At 66.2% G+C, this 16,962-nt stretch carries 12 protein-coding genes; 6 read left to right on the plus strand and 6 right to left on the minus strand.

The window, feature by feature from the left end; genetic code table 11:
• Window positions 1-63: 63 nt before the first annotated feature.
• The 6 genes from glmS (at window position 64) to JOF48_RS10850 (ending at window position 8,638) form a co-directional block, all read left to right on the plus strand.
• Window positions 64-1,971, plus strand: coding sequence for a glutamine--fructose-6-phosphate transaminase (isomerizing) (gene glmS / locus JOF48_RS10825; RefSeq protein WP_209680557.1), 1,908 nt, complete (start codon window positions 64-66; stop codon window positions 1,969-1,971).
• Between the two features lie 165 nt (window positions 1,972-2,136).
• The gene (locus JOF48_RS10830; RefSeq protein ID WP_209680559.1) at window positions 2,137-2,484 is read left to right on the plus strand and encodes a holo-ACP synthase; all 348 of its coding nucleotides are present in this window, start codon (window positions 2,137-2,139) and stop codon (window positions 2,482-2,484) included.
• A 1-nt stretch (window position 2,485) separates the two neighbouring features.
• On the plus strand, window positions 2,486-4,048 hold the full coding sequence (locus JOF48_RS10835) for a bifunctional ADP-dependent NAD(P)H-hydrate dehydratase/NAD(P)H-hydrate epimerase (protein WP_209680561.1): 1,563 nt from the start codon (window positions 2,486-2,488) through the stop codon (window positions 4,046-4,048).
• Window positions 4,049-4,122: 74 nt separating this feature from the next.
• The gene (gene glgX, locus JOF48_RS10840; protein WP_209684427.1) at window positions 4,123-6,240 is read left to right on the plus strand and encodes a glycogen debranching protein GlgX; all 2,118 of its coding nucleotides are present in this window, start codon (window positions 4,123-4,125) and stop codon (window positions 6,238-6,240) included.
• Window positions 6,241-6,277: 37 nt separating this feature from the next.
• Window positions 6,278-7,315 carry an L-glyceraldehyde 3-phosphate reductase gene (mgrA, locus tag JOF48_RS10845; RefSeq protein ID WP_209680563.1) on the plus strand — a complete coding sequence of 346 codons (1,038 nt, stop codon included), beginning with the start codon at window positions 6,278-6,280 and terminating at the stop codon, window positions 7,313-7,315.
• 243 nt (window positions 7,316-7,558) lie between these two features.
• Window positions 7,559-8,638, plus strand: coding sequence for an inositol-3-phosphate synthase (locus tag JOF48_RS10850; protein ID WP_209680565.1), 1,080 nt, complete (start codon window positions 7,559-7,561; stop codon window positions 8,636-8,638).
• Window positions 8,639-8,764: 126 nt separating this feature from the next.
• Here JOF48_RS10850 and JOF48_RS10855 read toward each other — a convergent pair whose 3' ends face one another.
• From JOF48_RS10855 to JOF48_RS10880, 6 genes are all read right to left on the minus strand, one after another.
• Window positions 8,765-9,715, minus strand: coding sequence for a DUF559 domain-containing protein (locus JOF48_RS10855; protein WP_209680567.1), 951 nt, complete (start codon window positions 9,713-9,715; stop codon window positions 8,765-8,767).
• Between the two features lie 156 nt (window positions 9,716-9,871).
• Window positions 9,872-11,641: a glycoside hydrolase family 13 protein gene (locus JOF48_RS10860; protein ID WP_209680569.1), complete on the minus strand. Its 1,770-nt coding sequence runs from the start codon at window positions 11,639-11,641 to the stop codon at window positions 9,872-9,874.
• Window positions 11,641-12,546 carry a carbohydrate ABC transporter permease gene (locus JOF48_RS10865; RefSeq protein ID WP_209680571.1) on the minus strand — a complete coding sequence of 302 codons (906 nt, stop codon included), beginning with the start codon at window positions 12,544-12,546 and terminating at the stop codon, window positions 11,641-11,643. The genes JOF48_RS10860 and JOF48_RS10865 overlap by 1 nt, the downstream gene beginning before the upstream one ends.
• A complete protein-coding gene (locus JOF48_RS10870) occupies window positions 12,546-13,487 on the minus strand; it encodes a carbohydrate ABC transporter permease (protein ID WP_245346492.1) in 942 nt (313 codons plus the stop codon). The genes JOF48_RS10865 and JOF48_RS10870 overlap by 1 nt, the downstream gene beginning before the upstream one ends.
• Window positions 13,484-14,791, minus strand: a complete 1,308-nt coding sequence (locus JOF48_RS10875) for an ABC transporter substrate-binding protein (RefSeq protein WP_209680574.1) — start codon at window positions 14,789-14,791, stop codon at window positions 13,484-13,486. Before JOF48_RS10875 ends, JOF48_RS10870 begins: the two co-directional genes overlap by 4 nt.
• Before the next feature lie 9 nt (window positions 14,792-14,800).
• Window positions 14,801-16,945: an alpha-galactosidase gene (locus JOF48_RS10880; RefSeq protein ID WP_209680576.1), complete on the minus strand. Its 2,145-nt coding sequence runs from the start codon at window positions 16,943-16,945 to the stop codon at window positions 14,801-14,803.
• Between the last annotated feature and the right edge of the window lie 17 nt (window positions 16,946-16,962).

The following is a 16,962-nucleotide window of genomic DNA, read 5'->3' on the forward strand; positions in this document are numbered from 1 at the left end:
GGGCACTTCCGCGGGAAGACGTAGAACGTCCTCTCAATGGTGCGGGGTTTATGATTGTTTTTCATGTGTGGAATTGTGGGATACGCCGGTACCGCCCCGGCTCAAGACGTAAATGCAGCTGCAGGCCAGCGTGCCCTCGAGGTGTTGGTGGAAGGCCTGCGCCGCCTCGAATACCGCGGCTACGACTCCGCCGGGATCGCCGTTGTTGCTGCGGACGGCATCGCCATGCGCAAGAAGAGCGGCAAGCTGGCTGAATTGCTGGACGAGCTCTCCCGCAACCCCGTGCCGGACTCGGTGACGGGCATTGGCCACACCCGTTGGGCCACGCACGGCGGACCCACGGACGTCAACGCCCACCCGCACATTGTGGACGGCGGCAGGCTGGCCGTGATCCACAACGGAATCATTGAAAATTACTCACCGCTGAAGGCCCGCCTGCTCGAGCGCGGCCACACCTTCCTTTCCGAAACCGACACCGAGGTGGCCGCAACCCTGCTGGGTGACATCTACCGCGGACTCGGCGATGGTGAAGGCTCGGGGTCCGGCGGCCGCCTGGCCCTTGCCATGCAGCAGCTTGCCCAGCAGCTTGAAGGGGCGTTCACGCTCGTAGCCACCCATGCCGACCAGCCAGGCGTGGTGGTGGCCGCCCGCCGCAACTCGCCCCTCGTGGTAGGCCTGGGCGACGGCGAGAACTTCCTCGGCTCGGACGTCTCCGGCTTCATCGACTACACCCGCCGCGCGGTGGAACTGGGCCAGAACCAGGTTGTCACCATCACGGCCGACGCCGTCGAAATCACCGACTTCCTCGGAGGTCCGGCCGAGGGCCGCGAGTACCTGGTGGACTGGGATGCTGCCGCAGCCAAGAAGGACGGCTTCGCCTCCTTCATGGAGAAGGAAATCAACGACCAGCCGGACGCCGTGGCGCAGACCCTCCTGGGCCGCAACGACGGCAACGGCAACCTCACCCTCGATGAGCTGCGCGTCGACCCCGAGGTCCTGAAGACCATCAACAAGATCATCGTGCTCGCCTGCGGCACCTCCGCCTACGCCGGCCAGGTGGCCAAGTACGCCATCGAGCACTGGTGCCGCATCCCCACCGAGGTGGAGCTCTCCCACGAGTTCCGCTACCGGGACCCCATCGTGGACGAGAAGACGCTCATTGTTTCCATCTCCCAGTCCGGGGAAACCATGGACACGCTCATGGCCGTGCGCTATGCGCGGGAGCAGGGCGCCAAGACGGTGTCCATCTGCAACACCAACGGCTCCACCATTCCGCGCGAATCCGACGCCGTGCTCTACACGCACGCCGGACCCGAGATTGCCGTGGCTTCCACCAAGGCCTTCCTGGCCCAGATCACCGCAACGTACCTGCTGGGCCTTTATTTGGCACAGCTGCGCGGAAACCTGTTCCAGGGCCAGATCAAGGACATCCTGGCAGAACTGGCCAAGACTCCGGCCAAGATCGCCACCGTCATTGCCAATGCCGGCCAGATCAAGGACCTGGCGCACAGCATGGCCGAGACCCGCACCGTCCTGTTCCTGGGACGCCACGTGGGCTACCCTGTGGCCATGGAAGGGGCGCTCAAGCTCAAGGAGCTCGCCTACATCCATGCCGAGGGTTTTGCCGCCGGCGAACTCAAGCACGGCCCCATCGCCCTGATCGAGGAGGGCCAGGCCGTCATTGTGGTGGTCCCCTCGCCGCGCGGCCGCGACTCCCTCCACGCCAAGGTGGTCTCCAACATCCAGGAGGTCCGGGCCCGAGGCGCCAAGACCATCGTGATCGCCGAGGAAGGCGACGAGTCCGTGCGTGAATTTGCCGAGCACGTCTTTTACATTCCCGAGACCAGCACGCTGCTGGCGCCCCTGCTGGCCACTGTGCCGCTGCAGATCTTCGCCCTGGAGCTCGCCACGGCCAAGGGCTATGACGTTGACCAGCCGCGCAACCTGGCCAAGTCGGTGACGGTGGAGTAATCCGTCCCCTGTCCCAAGCTCGACGGCGGCCGGCGCCTTCCCTGTGAAGGTGCCGGCCGCCGTCGTGCTTGCGGGGCGGGGGAGCGGCTGGGTGGGGCCACGGTCGCGAGGGTCCCCTCGGCGAGCTTGCGAGGCGGGGGAGCGGCTGGGGAATAGGCTGTAGGCATGATCATTGGCATTGGTGTGGACGTTGTTGATATTGAGCGCTTCGGCCGGCAGCTGGAGCGCACGCCCGGCCTGCGGGACCGGCTGTTTGTCCCGGCCGAGCGCGGCCTGAACACGCAGTCGCTCGCGGCCCGCTTTGCCGCCAAGGAGTCCGTTGCGAAGGCACTCGGGGCGCCGGCAGGCATGAACTGGCAGGACTGCTGGATCGGTCTTGACGAGCACGGGCCCACCATCAACGTCAAGGGAACCGTGGCCGCCGTCGCCAAGTCCAAGGGCATCAAGCGCTGGCACCTGTCCATGAGCCACGACGGCGGGATTTCCACGGCCATGGTGATTGCCGAGAGCTGACATGCTCCGCGCCCACGCTGCCGCCGCCGTCCGCGCCGCCGAACAGCCGCTCCTGGCTGCCGGCCGGGGCCCGGATTTGATGCGCAAGGCTGCGCTGGGCCTGGCCCACGGCGTCGCAGGTGTCTTGCGCGCCCGGGGACGCGGAGTCTACGGCGCACGTGCGGTGCTGCTGGCGGGCTCCGGCAACAACGGCGGGGACGCGCTTTATGCGGGCGCCTGGCTGGCAGCCCGCGGAACACGCACGACGGCGCTGCTCGCCGGTGCGCGCACCCACCCCGAGGCGCTGGCCGCCTTTGTGCAGGCCGGCGGACGCTGCCTGGAGCTGGGAGCTACGACCGGGGCCGCTGGTTCCGATGGTGATGCAGTGGCGAGTTTTCTCGCCGAAGCCGGCCTGGCCGACGTCGTGGTTGACGGGCTGCTGGGAACCGGCGGGCGGGGCGGGCTGCGCGGGGTGGTGGCGGACGTGGTGGCCGCCCTTGACGCCTTGGCCGGTCCGGACAGGCCGGCCGTGGTGGCGTGCGACCTGCCCAGCGGCGTGGATGCCACCACCGGCGAGGTCCACGGCCCGGTGTTGCGGGCCGACCTCACCGTCACCTTTGGGGCCCTGAAGACCGGGCTGCTCGCCGCACCGGGCGAACAGTATTGCGGCGCCGTGACCTGCATCGACCTCGGGATCAGCGCGTTTCTGGGCGCACCCGACGTGCTTCGCCTGGAGCGGGACGACGTCGCAGCCCTTCTTCCCCGGCCCGGAGCCGCGGACCACAAATACACCCGCGGCGTGGCCGGGATCATCGCCGGCTCCGCCCAGTATCCCGGGGCCGGGCTGCTGGCCGTGGCGGCGGCGTCGGCCTGCGGGCCGGGCATGGTGCGGTACCTGGGGCCGGACCAGGTGGCGGCGGCCGTGCACGTGCGCAACCCCGAAGTGGTGTGCTCAACCGGGATGCCCGGTGACGTGCGGGTCCAGGCATGGCTTGCCGGGCCCGGGATCGACGGCGACGGCGCGGCCATGGCTCGTGCCGCCGCCGCCATGGCGGGCGGGGTCCCCACCGTGGTCGACGCCGCGGCCCTGGCCCTGGTGCGGCCGGCAGGTGGTTCCGGTGCGGAAGCCGGCAACTCCCGCCTGGTCCTGACCCCGCATGCCGGGGAGCTGTCGGCACTGTTCCGGCGGCACGGCCTGGACCTCGACCGAGCGGCCGTCGAGGCTGCGCCGCTGGCTGCCGCCCGCCGCGCAGCCGACCTATTTGGCGCAACCGTGCTGCTCAAGGGTGCCACCACGGTGGTGGCGTCGCCCGGCGGGCCCACGTATACACAGGCCAACGGCACGCCCGCACTGGCCACGGCGGGAAGCGGGGACACGCTGGCCGGGATACTCGTGGCGCTGCTGGCCATGGGGGACGCCACGGCGGTGCCAAAACCTGGCGAGCTGGCCCGCACTGCCGCGCTCGCAGCCGCCCTGCACGGCGAACTGGCGCGACTGAGGCCGGGGGCGCCGCTCAGCGCCGGGCAGCTGGCAGGGCGGATCCCGCAAGCTTGGGCACGGTTGTGCCAAATAAAACCGGTGTAGGCCGTTCACAGCCGAGAACACGGCCGGCCCAGCCCGCACCACACGCCGCAACAACAGACGCACAGGGGGACATGATGGAAGTTTGGCCGGGCAGGGACCACCCCCTGGGTGCGCACGTGGACGAAGGCGGCACGAATTTCGCACTGTTCAGCGACGGGGCCCAATCCGTGACGTTGTGCCTCTTTGATGACGAGGGCCGGGAAACCCAGCTGCCGCTGACCGAGGTGGACGGCTATGTGTGGCACGGCTATGTGCCGGGCATCGGCGAGGGACAGAGGTACGGCTACCGCGTGGGCGGACCCTGGGACCCTGCAAACGGCCTGCGGTTCAATGCCGCCAAGCTGCTGCTGGACCCCTATGCGAGAGGTGTCGACGGAAGCGTGGCCTGGGGACAGCCCGTGTACGGGCACCGGCAGAACGATCCGCTGGTGCGCAGCGACGAGGACTCCGCACCCCACACCTTCAAGGGCGTGGTGGTGGACGGCCGCTTCGACTGGACCCATCCCGACGGCAGCACGGACGCCAAGCCGGACATTCCGTACTCCCACACCGTGATCTATGAGGCCCACGTCAAGGGCCTCACCGCCCTGCACCCGGACGTCCCGCCCGAACAGCGCGGGCGCTACGCCGCGGTGGCGCACCCCGCGGTCGTGGCCCACCTCAAAAAGGTGGGAGTGACCGCCGTCGAGCTGATGCCTGTGCACCAGTTTGTCCAGGACGAGCGGCTGCAGGGGATGGGGCTGCGGAACTATTGGGGCTACAACACCATTGGGTTTTTCGCCCCGCACAATGAATATGCGGCGGCGTCGGACCCGTGCGACCAGGTGCGCGAGTTCAAGGCCATGGTCAAGGAACTGCACCGCAACGGGCTGGAGGTGATCTTGGACGTGGTGTACAACCACACGGCGGAGGGCAACCACCTGGGGCCCACGCTGTCTTTCCGCGGGATCGACAACGACGCGTATTACCGGCTGCAGGAGGACAAATCGCTGTACCTGGACTACACCGGCACGGGAAACTCGCTCAACGTCCGACAGCCGCACGCACTCCAGCTGATCATGGACTCGCTGCGCTACTGGGTCACGGAAATGCATGTTGACGGCTTCCGCTTTGATTTGGCGGCCACCCTGGCGCGGGAGTTTTACGACGTCGACAAGCTCTCCACGTTCTTTGAGATGGTGCAGCAGGATCCCGTGGTCTCACATGTGAAACTCATTGCGGAGCCGTGGGACCTGGGGCCGGGAGGCTACCAAGTGGGCAACTTTCCGCCGCAGTGGACGGAATGGAACGGGCAGTTCCGGGACACGGTCCGCGATTTCTGGCGCAGCGAGCCCTCCACACTGGGCGAATTTGCGTCCCGGCTTACAGGGTCATCGGACCTTTACGGCCATTCCGGGCGCCGGCCGGTGGCCTCGATCAACTTTGTCACGGCGCACGACGGCTTCACGCTGGCGGACCTGGTCAGCTACAACGACAAGCACAACGAGGCGAACGGGGAGGACAACCGCGACGGTGAATCGCACAACCGCTCCTGGAACTTCGGCATCGAAGGGCCCACGGACGATCCCGCCGTGCAGGAGCTGAGGGCCCGCCAGCAGCGCAATTTCCTCACCACGCTGATGCTCTCGCAGGGTGTCCCGATGCTGCTGCACGGCGACGAACTGGGCCGCAGCCAGCAGGGCAACAACAACGCCTACGCGCAGGATTCGCCGCTGAGCTGGATCGACTGGGGGCGCGCCGACGCGCAGCTCATCGACTTTGTCTCCCGGCTGGCACGGCTGCGGGAAGCGCACCCGGTGTTCCGCCGTCGCCGGTACTTTGACGGGCACCCGGTGGAGCGCGGGGACGACGGCGCGCTGCCGGACATTGTGTGGCTGCGACCCGACGCTGCAGCCATGGCGCCGGCGGACTGGGACAGCGGATTCGGGCGCAGCATCGGGGTGTTCCTCAACGGCGGGGGCATCCAGGAACCGGATGTGCACGGGCGGGCCGTGGTGGACGACTGCTTCCTCCTGCTGTTCAACGGGGGTGCGGAGCCCGTCGGCTTCACACTGCCGGGCGACGACTACGCGGCCCGGTGGGTGGTGGAAATCCACACGGACGGGGTTGCTGCGGACGCCTTCGGTGCCGGGGAGGAAGTGGCGGTGGCTGCCCGGTCCGTGTTGGTGCTGCGGGCGCCGGGCCGGGACTAGATTTAGATCACAGTGAAAAAGTGGCAAGATGGCAGGTATGACCTTTCACCCTGCGGAAAACCGCTATGAAACCATGCCCTACCGCCGCGTCGGCCGCAGCGGGCTGAAACTGCCCGCGATTTCCCTGGGGCTGTGGCACAACTTTGGCGACGACAAGCCGTTCGACGTGCAGCGGGACATCCTGCGCCGCGCCTTTGACCTGGGTGTCACCCACTTTGACCTGGCCAACAACTACGGCCCGCCCGCCGGCAGTGCCGAGACCAACTTTGGCCGCCATTTCAAGGACGACTTCCGCGCCCACCGCAACGAGCTGGTCATCTCCACCAAGGCCGGCTACCTCATGTGGCCGGGCCCGTACGGGGAGTGGGGTTCGCGCAAGAGCCTGCTGGGCAGCCTGGACGAGTCGCTGACCCGCATGGGCCTGGACTATGTGGACATCTTCTACAGCCACCGCCCCGACCCGGACACGCCCCTGGAAGAGACCATGGGTGCCCTGGACCACGCCGTCCGCTCCGGCAAGGCGCTCTACGCGGGCATCTCTTCCTACACCCCGGCCCAGACCCTTGAAGCTGCCCGGATCCTGAAGGAAATGGGCACCCCGCTGCTCATCCACCAGCCCTCCTACTCCATGCTCAACCGCTGGACCGAGGACGGGGAACCGAACCTGTACGAGACGCTCGAGACCGTTGGTGCCGGCTCCATCGCCTTCTCCCCGTTGGCGCAGGGAGTGTTGACCGACCGTTACCTCAAGGGCGTGCCGTCCGATTCCCGCGCCGCCAAGGAACACTTCCTGCACGCGCACGACCTCACCGAAGAGAAGATGGCCCGGGTGCGGGGCCTGAACGACATCGCAGCCGGGCGCGGCCAGTCCCTCGCCCAGATGGCGATCGCCTGGATCCTCCGCGAGCAGGCCAAGGGCACTCCCGTCACCTCGGCCCTCGTGGGGGCGTCCAGTGTGTCCCAGCTGGAGAATAACGTCGCCGCCATCAACAACCTTGGGTTCAGCGACGGCGAGCTGGCCGCCATCGACGAGTTCGCCGTCGAATCCGACATCAACAGGTGGGCGCAGAAGTAGCGACAACCGTCCCCGGGGCGCCGTGAAACGGCGCCCCGGGCACAACTGCAGGAAGCTTTTGCCGGTCCCGGGAACAAAATCGGGACGGTTGAAGTTGATTAGAATGGTTATAAGGGCGCCGTTGGGGCGTCAGGTCCGGCCGAAGAGCCGTACGTCGTGTCTTTTCCTCATGTGTGAAGGCGTGCGTCGACCCGTCACCGCAGAGTGAGCGTCGGACCCTTGTGAGTTTTATGAAGGAGTTCCGTGTCCAATCATCCTATTCGGGTTGCCATCGTCGGTGTCGGAAACTGTGCCGCATCCTTGGTGCAGGGTGTCCAGTATTACCGGGATGCCGACCCCAGCGTCAAGGTCCCCGGCCTGATGCACGTCAAGTTCGGCCAGTACCACGTCAACGACGTGCAGTTTGTTGCAGCGTTCGACGTGGACAGCAAGAAGGTTGGGCTGGATCTCTCCGAGGCCATTGGCGCCAGCGAGAACAACACCATCAAGATTGCCGACGTCCCGAAGCTGGACGTTCCCGTGCTCCGCGGCACCACCCTGGACGGCCTGGGCAAGTACTACCGCGAGACCATCGTGGAATCCGACGCCGATCCGGTTGACGTGGTTGCCGAGCTGAAGGCCGCCAAGGTCGACGTGCTGGTCTGCTACCTGCCCGTGGGCTCCGACGCCGCCGCCAAGTTCTACGCCCAGTGCGCCATCGACGCGGGCGTGGCCTTCGTCAACGCGCTGCCCGTGTTCATCGCCGGCACCAAGGAGTGGGCCGACAAGTTCACCGCCGCCGGTGTCCCGATCGTGGGCGACGACATCAAGTCCCAGATCGGTGCCACCATCACGCACCGTGTCATGGCGAAGCTGTTCGAAGACCGCGGCGTGGTTCTGGACCGCACCTACCAGCTCAACGTTGGCGGCAACATGGACTTCAAGAACATGCTCGAGCGCGAGCGCCTGGAATCCAAGAAGATATCCAAGACCCAGGCTGTCACCTCCAACACCTCGGCCGTGCTGGGCGAGGACGACGTCCACATCGGGCCGTCGGACTACGTGGCCTGGCTGGACGACCGCAAGTGGGCATTTGTGCGCCTTGAGGGCCGCAACTTCGGCGACGCCCCGGTCTCCTTGGAGTACAAGCTGGAAGTGTGGGATTCGCCCAACTCCGCCGGTGTGATCATCGACGCCGTCCGCGCAGCGAAGATCGCCCTGGACCGCGGCATCGGCGGCCCCATCCTCTCCGCCTCGAGCTACTTCATGAAGTCCCCGCCGGAGCAGTACGCCGACGATATCGCGCACGAGAAGGTTGAAGCCTTCATCCGGGGCGACATCTAACCTCCCCCTTTCGACGCTGTCGCAGCAATGGCTGGGTTTTCCCGAACGCCAGCGCAGCAATGGCTGAAAAACCGGAACGCCCCCTCACTGCAGTGAGGGGGCGTTTTGCGATGTTGGCGGCTGTTTCTAGGCCCCGGCCGCGAACCCGGAGGCAATGCTTGGATCGACCCAGGCCTTCCGCAGCGCTGACCTGATCTGCCGCACCGCACCCTGAAAACCGTCAGCCAGGTCCTCGTCGGTGAACACCAGGACCATCCAGCCGGCTGCTTCGAAGGCCTTGTCCCGCCGCCGGTCGCTGTGCATCTGCTCCGGATCACGGTGGTGCGCGCCGTCGTACTGGAGCGCGATGCGCCGTTCCCTGTACCCAGCATCGGCGGACGGGGAATTCCTGCTGCTCCAGAGCTTCAGCTGCAAATCCGGCTCCGGCAGGCCGGCGTTGAGCATTGCGAGGCGAAGCAGAGTTTCCGGGGCAGAATCAGAGCCGACGCGCATGAGCTCCAACGCCTCCCGGGCACGCACGATGCCCTGGAGGTTCTTGTGCCGCTCCAGCATGGCCCGGAGCTGGCCAATCGTGGCGTACGGTTTGCTGCGGCCATCAAACTCCGGACGGGGAATGCGGATGATCTGGTCTCCCATGCACACCAAGTCGGCCAGCGGGAGAACCCTGGCCATGTCGAGCCACGTGCGGGCCCTCGTGCCCATGACGAGCTCGCCGTCGCTTTCAATTTCGCCCGGGAAAAACGTCATCTTGTGCCCAACGATTCCCTTCCGGCGGGCTTCAGCTGTTCCGGCAGCCTTGCTCAAGTGCAGGTCATTGGAGGTGCCAAGCCACGGAGGCAGGACCAAACCATGCAGCCTCGCCGCCGTGGAATGGGAAATCCAGGCCCCGGGTGAGGCCGCGCAGAGTGCCCGCGCGGCCTCACGAAGGTTGAAATCGCTGTCCGACAGGCGGTACAGGCGGTAACTGACATGTTCCACGGACTTGCGCCTGAGCACACTCCGTGGGATGCCACGCGCCCGTGCCTCATCCAGCGTGAACGGGGACTCGGGGATGCTGAATGCTTCGGTGGATTCCATGTGGCCATTCTGGCGGATTTGGCACTTTCGTGCTCAAAGTTATCCACAGGCACGGCTGCTGCGACAGGGCTGCTCGAAAAGCCGTCATTGCTGCGATGGCGTCACTGAAAAACCAGCCATTGCTGCGATGGCGTCGGGAATGGGCGTTGGAGCTATTTAGGGGGCGAGCCAGAGGGTTGTCTCCGCTGCAATCGTTGCTGATGTTCCCGTTGCTCCCGTCACCGTTCCTCCTGTTGCTCCCGTTGCAGCGCCTCCCGCTGTTGTGGTTTCGCCGGAGGTGATGACCAGCTTGGAAAGGTCGACGCCGGAGGGCAATTTCGCGGCTGCGGCACCAAAGTTGGTGATCACCTGCCAGCCGTTGGGCCGGCGGTAGTGCACCACCCCCGCGCCCGGTGCGCTGAGCCATTCCAGTGACTCTTCTGACTGCAGTTCGCGCCGCAGCTTCAGTGCCGCACGGTACATTTCCAGCGTGGACCCGGCTACGCCGTCCTGGGCGTCGGCCGCCAGCGGACCAAACCACTCCGGCTGGGGCAGCCACGGCGTGCCGCCAAAACCGAAGTTCGGCTCGGAGGATGACCATGGCAGCGGCACGCGGCAGCCGTCGCGGCCCTTGAGCGTGTTGCCGGTGCGGAACCACGTGGGGTCCTGCAGGGAATCGTGCGGCAGGTCCGCCACCTCGAAGAGCCCCAGCTCCTCGCCCTGGTACAGGTAGGCCGAGCCGGGCAGCCCGAGCATGAACAGCGTCGCCGCCCGCGCCCGGCGCAGGCCGCGCGCCAAATCCGGTTCGGGGGAGGCGCCGTCGTCCATCAGCCAGGCATTCAGGGTTTCCAGCGTGGTGCTGTCCGGCAGGGCGTAGCGGGAAGCGTGGCGGACGACGTCGTGGTTGGAAAAGACCCACGTCGACGAAGCACCCGACGCCTCGGCCTCCGAGAGGCACTTCTCGGCGATGGCGCGGAACTCGGCGCCGTCGAAGTGGGCCTGCAGGAGGTCGAAGTTGAAGGCCTGGCCCAATTCGGTGGGGCGGGCGTACTTCAGGCGGCGGTCGGTGAACGGCACCCAGGCCTCGGCCACGGCGGCCTTGGGCGGGTTGTACTCGTTGAGCACGTCCCGCCAGCCGGCAAAGATCTCGTGCACCTCGTCGCGGTCAAAGAGGGGGTCGGAGCCGTCGTCAACCAGGATTTCCAGCTCCGGCTTGGATCGCAGCGGCAGCGTCATGTCCTTGGCCAGGCCGTGCGCGACGTCCACGCGGAAACCGTCCACGCCGCGGTCGGCCCAGAAGCGCAGGGTGGTGTGGAAGTCCTCGCGCACCTCCGGGTTGTCCCAGTTGAAGTCCGGCTGTTCGGTGGCGAACAGGTGCAGGTACCACTGGCCCAACTGTCCGGCGCGGGGCCCGGCCTGCTCCACCACCCGCGTCCAGGCACCCCCGCCAAAGTGGGAGGGCCAATCGGAAGGCGGCAGGCCGCCGTCGTCCCCCAATCCGTCCGGCAGCCCGTCAAAGAATTGGTACCGGGCCCGCTCGGGGGAGCCTGGAGCAGCGGCGAGGGCGGCCTTGAACCACTCGTGCCGGTTGGAGGAGTGGTTCGGGACAACGTCCACAATGATCCGGATGCCCGCAGCGTGCGCGGCGGAAACCATGGCGTCAAAGTCCGCCAGCGAGCCGAGGCGGGGATCGACGTTGCGGTAGTCATCAACGTCGTAGCCTCCGTCGGCCAGCGCGGAGGGGTAGAACGGGCTGAGCCAGATCGCGTCGATGCCCAATGCGGAGAGATAGCCCATGCGGGCCGTGACGCCGGGGAGGTCGCCCATGCCGTCGCCGTTGGCATCGGCAAACGACCTCGGGTAGATCTGGTAGACGGCGGCCTGGCGCCACCAGCCGGCGTCGGGGTGCGCAGGGGTGGCGTGGGCGGAAGATGCGGGGGCGGTCATTACTTGATGGATCCTCTCATGACGCCGGAGATGACCCAGCGCTGGGCGAACAGGTACACCAGCAACAGCGGCGCCAGGGCCATCAGGTACGAGGCGAACGCAGTGGTGTAGTCGGTGTTGAACTGGCCCTGGAAAACGTACTGGACCAGGGGCAGCGTGCGGGTGTTGGGATCGGAGAGGATCACCAACGGAAGCAGAAAATCATTCCATGCCCACATGCAGGTAAGAATACCCACTGTTGCGTTCATCGGGGTCAGGATCGGGAAGATGACCTTCCGGAACGTGGTCCACACGCTGGCCCCGTCCATGATCGCGGCCTCTTCCAGCTCCGGCGGGATCGACTTGATGAACGCCGTGTACACAAACACGTTGAAGCTCAGCCCGTACACCGTGTACAGCAGGAACAGGCCCACGGGGTTGTCCAGGTGCAGCACCGCCATCTCCTTGGTTACCGGCAGCATGATGATGGGGAACGGCACAAACAGGGCGGCGATGAAGAAGTAGTACAGCGCCTTGAAAAACGGCCGGTGCATGTTGCGGGCAATCGCGTACGCCACGAGCGAGTTCGTGATGAGTGTCAGAACCACCGCGCCCACGGTCACGATCCCGGAAATCAGCAGCGCGTGCGGGAAATTGGTCAGCTCCCACGCCTTGGAGAAGTTTTCGACGTGAATGCTGGTGGGCAGTTCAAAGCCTGTTCCGCCCAGCTGGTCGGGGGACTTCAGTGCCGTGACCACCGTGAAATACAGCGGGACCAGGATGGTCAGGGACAGCACCGCGACGAGGGCCGTGAGAGGGATGTTGACTGAGGAACGACGCCGTTCCCTGTGTTGGGTGCCCAGTCCGCCGGGGGTGCCGGGCTGCGTTGGGTCCTTCGGGCTGGGATTGATTGTGGGTGCACTCATCAGATATCAACTTCCTTGCGCTGGAGGACCCGCATTTGCAGGAGGGACAGCACCACGATCACCACGAGGTACACGACGGAGTTGGCCATCTGGTAGCCGTACTCGCCGCCCTGGAAGCCGCCGCGGTAGATGACCATGGCCACCGATTCAGTGGAGGTGCCGGGGCCGCCGTTGGTCAGGGCCACGATCTGGTCGAAGGCCTGCAGCAGGCCCTTGAGCGCCAGCACCATGTTGATGGTGAAGAAGCCGGCGATCAGTGGGAAGGTGATGGACCAGAATTGCTTCCAGGCGCTGGCGCCGTCGAGGCTGGCCGCCTCATACAGTTCGCCGGGCACTGTTTGCAGCCCGGCCAGGTAGATGATGACGCTGAACGCGATTGACTGCCAGGCGGTGACGCCCACAATGCCGAGCCAGGCCAGGTCCGGGTTGGCCAGGATGGAGGTGGAGAGCCAGTCGATGCCCAGCCACTGGCCCACGAGCGGCAGGTTGTTGGAGAGCAGGTAGTTGAAGACGTAGCCAACAATCAGCACGGAGAGGATGTTGGGGATGAAGAAAATGCCGCGGAAGGCCGTCTGGAACTTGATCTTTGCGTTGAGCAGGATGGCGATGAACAGTGCGCCGACGTTGACCACAATGGTGGTGGTGACGGCGAACAGGAAGGTGAACCCGTAGGAGGACAGGATCCGGTCATCCTTGAACAGGTTGGCGTAGTTCTTCAGGCCTACAAAGTCCCATTCGCCGTAGCCGGCGTAGTTGGTCAGACTGAAGAACATGCCGGTGAGGGTGGGCAGCGTGTGCAGGATCAGGAACAGAATGAGGGCCGGGACCACCATCCAGTAGAAGGTGCGGCTGGTCCGTGACACACTGTACTTTTTCTTGGCTCCGGCGTTCAGTCCCGGACGGGTCCTGTTGCGTTTGAGGATGTTGGTCGCCATGGTCATTTACCTTCCTTGGTCAATGTGCGGGCGGCGAGCTTTTCAAATTCGTGGTCCATCCGGGCCAGGTATGCATCCTGCTTGCCGTCAAGAATGAACTGCTGCAGGAGCGCCGGCAGGGGGATGCTCGGCGGGACGTGGTGGTCGAAATAGCCGATGACGCGCCCGTCGTTGAAGAAGTCCTGCATGCCGGCCAGGGCGGGATCGCTGCTGGGGGCGCCGTCCACCACGGGGGTCAGTGCTGACTGCGCCTTCGCGTAGCTGTCGATCACCTTCGGTGCCATGAGGAACTCGATGAACTTTCTGGCTTCCGCAGGGTGTTTGGTGTCCTTGCCCACGGCCAGCGCCACATCCACTCCGGAGACAAGGACGTTCTTGGCCGGGTCGTTGGTGGTGGGGTAGGGGAAGGATGCCACCTTGGCGTCAGGGTTCGAAGCGCGGATGGCCGGGATGGCGAAGCTGCCCTGCAGGTACATGGCCGACTTTCCGGCACCGAAGGCGGCGTTGCCGTCGTCGTACCCTGCACTTTCGGCACCCTTCTGGGCGTAGCTGAACAGTTTCTTCAGCTTGGTGGCGGCGTCGCCGCCGTTCTTTTCAAAACTGTATTCACCCGTGGCTGCGGTCCACCCGGCCGAGCGGACATCCTTGAAGAAGTCCTGGGGCATGAGGTTGCCGGCCAGGTTCACATAGGAGGGCAGCACCGTCCAGGCGTCCTTGAGCGTCATGTAGAACGGGTTTACGCCATTGGCCTTGAACTTATCCGCTGCGGCGATGAGTTCGTCCCAGGTCTGGGGCACCTTGACCCCGTTCGCGGCAAAGATCTCCGGGTTGTACAGGATGCCGCTGGCGTTGTTGGCGAACGGCAGGCCGTTTGTTTCGCTGCCGTGGCAGGTGCCGAGCCCGTTCAGGATGTCCTGCACGGCCGGGATGGTGCGCTTGGCCGCCGGGTAGTCCGAGAGGTCGGCAAATACGCAGGCCCCGGCCAGATCGCCAAAGTTCCCGTTGCCGTTGAGCGTGAGCACGTCAGGGGTCTTGTCCTTGACCAGCAGGGTGCGGATGGCTGTGTCGGGGTCCGGGACGGTGTTGATGACCACCTTGATGGTGGGGTTCTCCGCCTCAAAGTCCTTCACGATCTGCGTGAACTGGGCCACCGCCTCGGGCTTGAACTGGAAAAAGTCCAAGGTGACGCGGCCGTCGTCGTTCGCTGAACAGCCGGTCAGGGACAGTCCCAGGGCCAGCGCGGCGGCGGTGCCGGCGGCCAGCAGGCGGCGGCGCCTGATGGGTGGATTTCTGCTTTTCTTGTGGTGCATTGGAACTCCTTAGTTGGCCTGATCAACGGTGATCAAAACGGCTTGTTCGGGGAAGAGCACGGGGGACGCCAGCCCGGTGGCGGCGAGCAGCCGGCCGGAGAGGATGGTTTCGGTGAGCGCCCAGTCAAGCGGTGACTGGCCGTTGCCGACGTCGTCGTTGAGCGGTTCGGAGAGCCGGACCCGGTACAGGGCGTCCGGGGTGAGGCCCGGCAGGGTGATGCGTCCGGAGGGGTAGGTGGTGGAGGCGGTGCGCTGGGTGAGGGAGTAGACGGCGCGGGTGCCGTCGCCGGCCACCACGCCGCGCAGGTCAAGGGCGGGGTCGGGCAGGTCCGCGTGGACGCTGGTCCCGGTGTGGAACAAGTCCCGGTTCGCCTTGTGGAACGCCACCCAGCCGGCCAGCTCTTCTGTTTGTTCAGCGGAGATGGCGGAGATGTCCCACTCGATGCCGAAGTGGCCAAAGATTGCGGTGCGGGCCATGAAGCCCAGGCTGTGCTGGCGGCGCGTGGAGTGCGACTTCGGCCCGCCAATGTGGGCGCCCATCAGCTCGTACGGGACCAGCAGGCCGGTGTTGGCCTGGTTGTCGAGGCGCTCGACGGGGTCGATGCAATCGCTGGTCCAGATCCTGTCCGTGCAGTCCAGGATGCCCAGGTCCACGCGGGCGCCGCCGGATGCGCAGCTTTCAATCTCCAGCTCCGGGTGGCGGCTCTTCAGTTCGGCCAGCAGCCGGTAGAGGGCCAGCGTTGAATCGCGGACCGATGCGTTGCCGGTGCGGGGGTCCGCCGCGTCGAGCAGGTCCCGGTTGTGGTCCCACTTGATGTAGCTGATGGGGTACTCGGCCAGGATGGCGTCAATGCGGCCCAGCAGATAGTCAAAGCAGTCGGGGTGGGCCAGGTTCAGCACCTGCTGCTGGCGGGCGGACACCGGCCAGCGGCCTTCCGTGTGCAGTATCCAGTCGGGGTGGTTGCGGGCCAGCTCGCTGTCCGGGTTCACCATTTCCGGCTCGAACCACAGCCCGAACTCCATGCCGAGGCCGCGGACGTGGTCGATGATGGGACCCAGCCCGTCAGGCCACACCGCTGCGTCCACAAACCAGTCGCCCAGCCCGGCGGTGTCGTCGCGGCGGCCCAGGAACCAGCCGTCGTCCAGGACAAAGCGTTCGACGCCGACACCCGCTGCCTTGTCGGCAAGACTTTTCAGGGTGGCCAGGTCGTGGTCAAAGTACACGGCCTCCCAGGTGTTCAAGGTGACGGGGCGCGGGCGCTTGGGGTGCTGCGGACGGGCGCGCAGGTCCTCGTGGAACCGGGCCGAGAGCTGGTCCAGGCCGTGGCCCCAGGAGCCCAGGGCCCACGGGGTGGTGTGGCTCACGCCGGGTGCCAGGAGGACTTCGCCGGGCAGCAGGAGCTCGCCGGCGGTGAGGAAGCTGTCGCTGGTGATGGTGCGTTCGGCCGAGAGACTGTGGTTGCCGCTCCAGGCCGTGTGCACTCCGTGTACCAGGCCGCTGCGGAAGCCGAAGTTGTCCTCGCCTGCGAGCATGAGCAGTGTCGCGTCGGCGCCGGGGCGGCCGCGGCGGCTTTCGCGCACGTGGGCGCCCACTGTCAAAGGGCGGCGCTGGGCGGTGCGCTCCTTCAGGTGCCGGCCGGTGAAGTCCTGGACCGTGGCGGCGCTCGCCGGCAGCGGGAAGACTGCGGTGAGCCGGTGCAGCTGGTAGTCCGATGCGCCGGTGTTGGACAGGGTGTGGCGCTGGCGCAGGACGCCGGCCGCGGTGAGCTCGAGTTCGGTCACCAGGCGCAATTCGGCGCCCGGGTCTTCCGAGGTGATGGTGAGGGAGGAATCGGTGGCGAGTGCCGCCGTCGTGCTTAAGGCGCTGGCCCATCCGCCGCCGGCGCGCTGGCCGGTGAGTGCGGGGGAGCCCTGCCAGCCGAACACTTCCTGCGGCAGGATGCCCAGGCGTGCCGGGATGTCGATGCCTCCGGAGACTCGCTGCGGGCGGGCGGCGGTGGCCAGGGACGACAGTTCGGCGGGGGAGAGGGTTCCCGTGGCCGGGCCCCAGTGGATGATGGCGGGCGTGCCTGCGGTGGTCAGGTCGACGATGACTGAGGTGCCGCCGCGGTGCAGTTGGACGTGGGCGGGGACCGGAAGGGATGCTGTGCTCATTGAATAGTTTTACCGCA

This window comes from Arthrobacter stackebrandtii, assembly GCF_017876675.1.
GTDB classification, from domain to species: Bacteria; Actinomycetota; Actinomycetes; order Actinomycetales; family Micrococcaceae; genus Specibacter; species Specibacter stackebrandtii.

What these genes read in the sequence shown, in the direction of transcription:
- glmS (WP_209680557.1), top strand. Translation starts at nt 64, where the DNA reads ATGTGTGGAATTGTGGGATACGCCGGTACCGCCCCGGCTCAAGACGTA.
- JOF48_RS10865 (WP_209680571.1), bottom strand. Translation starts at nt 12,546, where the DNA reads ATGAGTGCACCCACAATCAATCCCAGCCCGAAGGACCCAACGCAGCCC.
- mgrA (WP_209680563.1), top strand. Translation starts at nt 6,278, where the DNA reads ATGACCTTTCACCCTGCGGAAAACCGCTATGAAACCATGCCCTACCGC.
- JOF48_RS10880 (WP_209680576.1), bottom strand. Translation starts at nt 16,945, where the DNA reads ATGAGCACAGCATCCCTTCCGGTCCCCGCCCACGTCCAACTGCACCGC.
- JOF48_RS10875 (WP_209680574.1), bottom strand. Translation starts at nt 14,791, where the DNA reads ATGCACCACAAGAAAAGCAGAAATCCACCCATCAGGCGCCGCCGCCTG.
- JOF48_RS10870 (WP_245346492.1), bottom strand. Translation starts at nt 13,487, where the DNA reads ATGACCATGGCGACCAACATCCTCAAACGCAACAGGACCCGTCCGGGA.
- JOF48_RS10860 (WP_209680569.1), bottom strand. Translation starts at nt 11,641, where the DNA reads ATGACCGCCCCCGCATCTTCCGCCCACGCCACCCCTGCGCACCCCGAC.
- JOF48_RS10830 (WP_209680559.1), top strand. Translation starts at nt 2,137, where the DNA reads ATGATCATTGGCATTGGTGTGGACGTTGTTGATATTGAGCGCTTCGGC.
- JOF48_RS10835 (WP_209680561.1), top strand. Translation starts at nt 2,486, where the DNA reads ATGCTCCGCGCCCACGCTGCCGCCGCCGTCCGCGCCGCCGAACAGCCG.
- JOF48_RS10855 (WP_209680567.1), bottom strand. Translation starts at nt 9,715, where the DNA reads ATGGAATCCACCGAAGCATTCAGCATCCCCGAGTCCCCGTTCACGCTG.
- glgX (WP_209684427.1), top strand. Translation starts at nt 4,123, where the DNA reads ATGGAAGTTTGGCCGGGCAGGGACCACCCCCTGGGTGCGCACGTGGAC.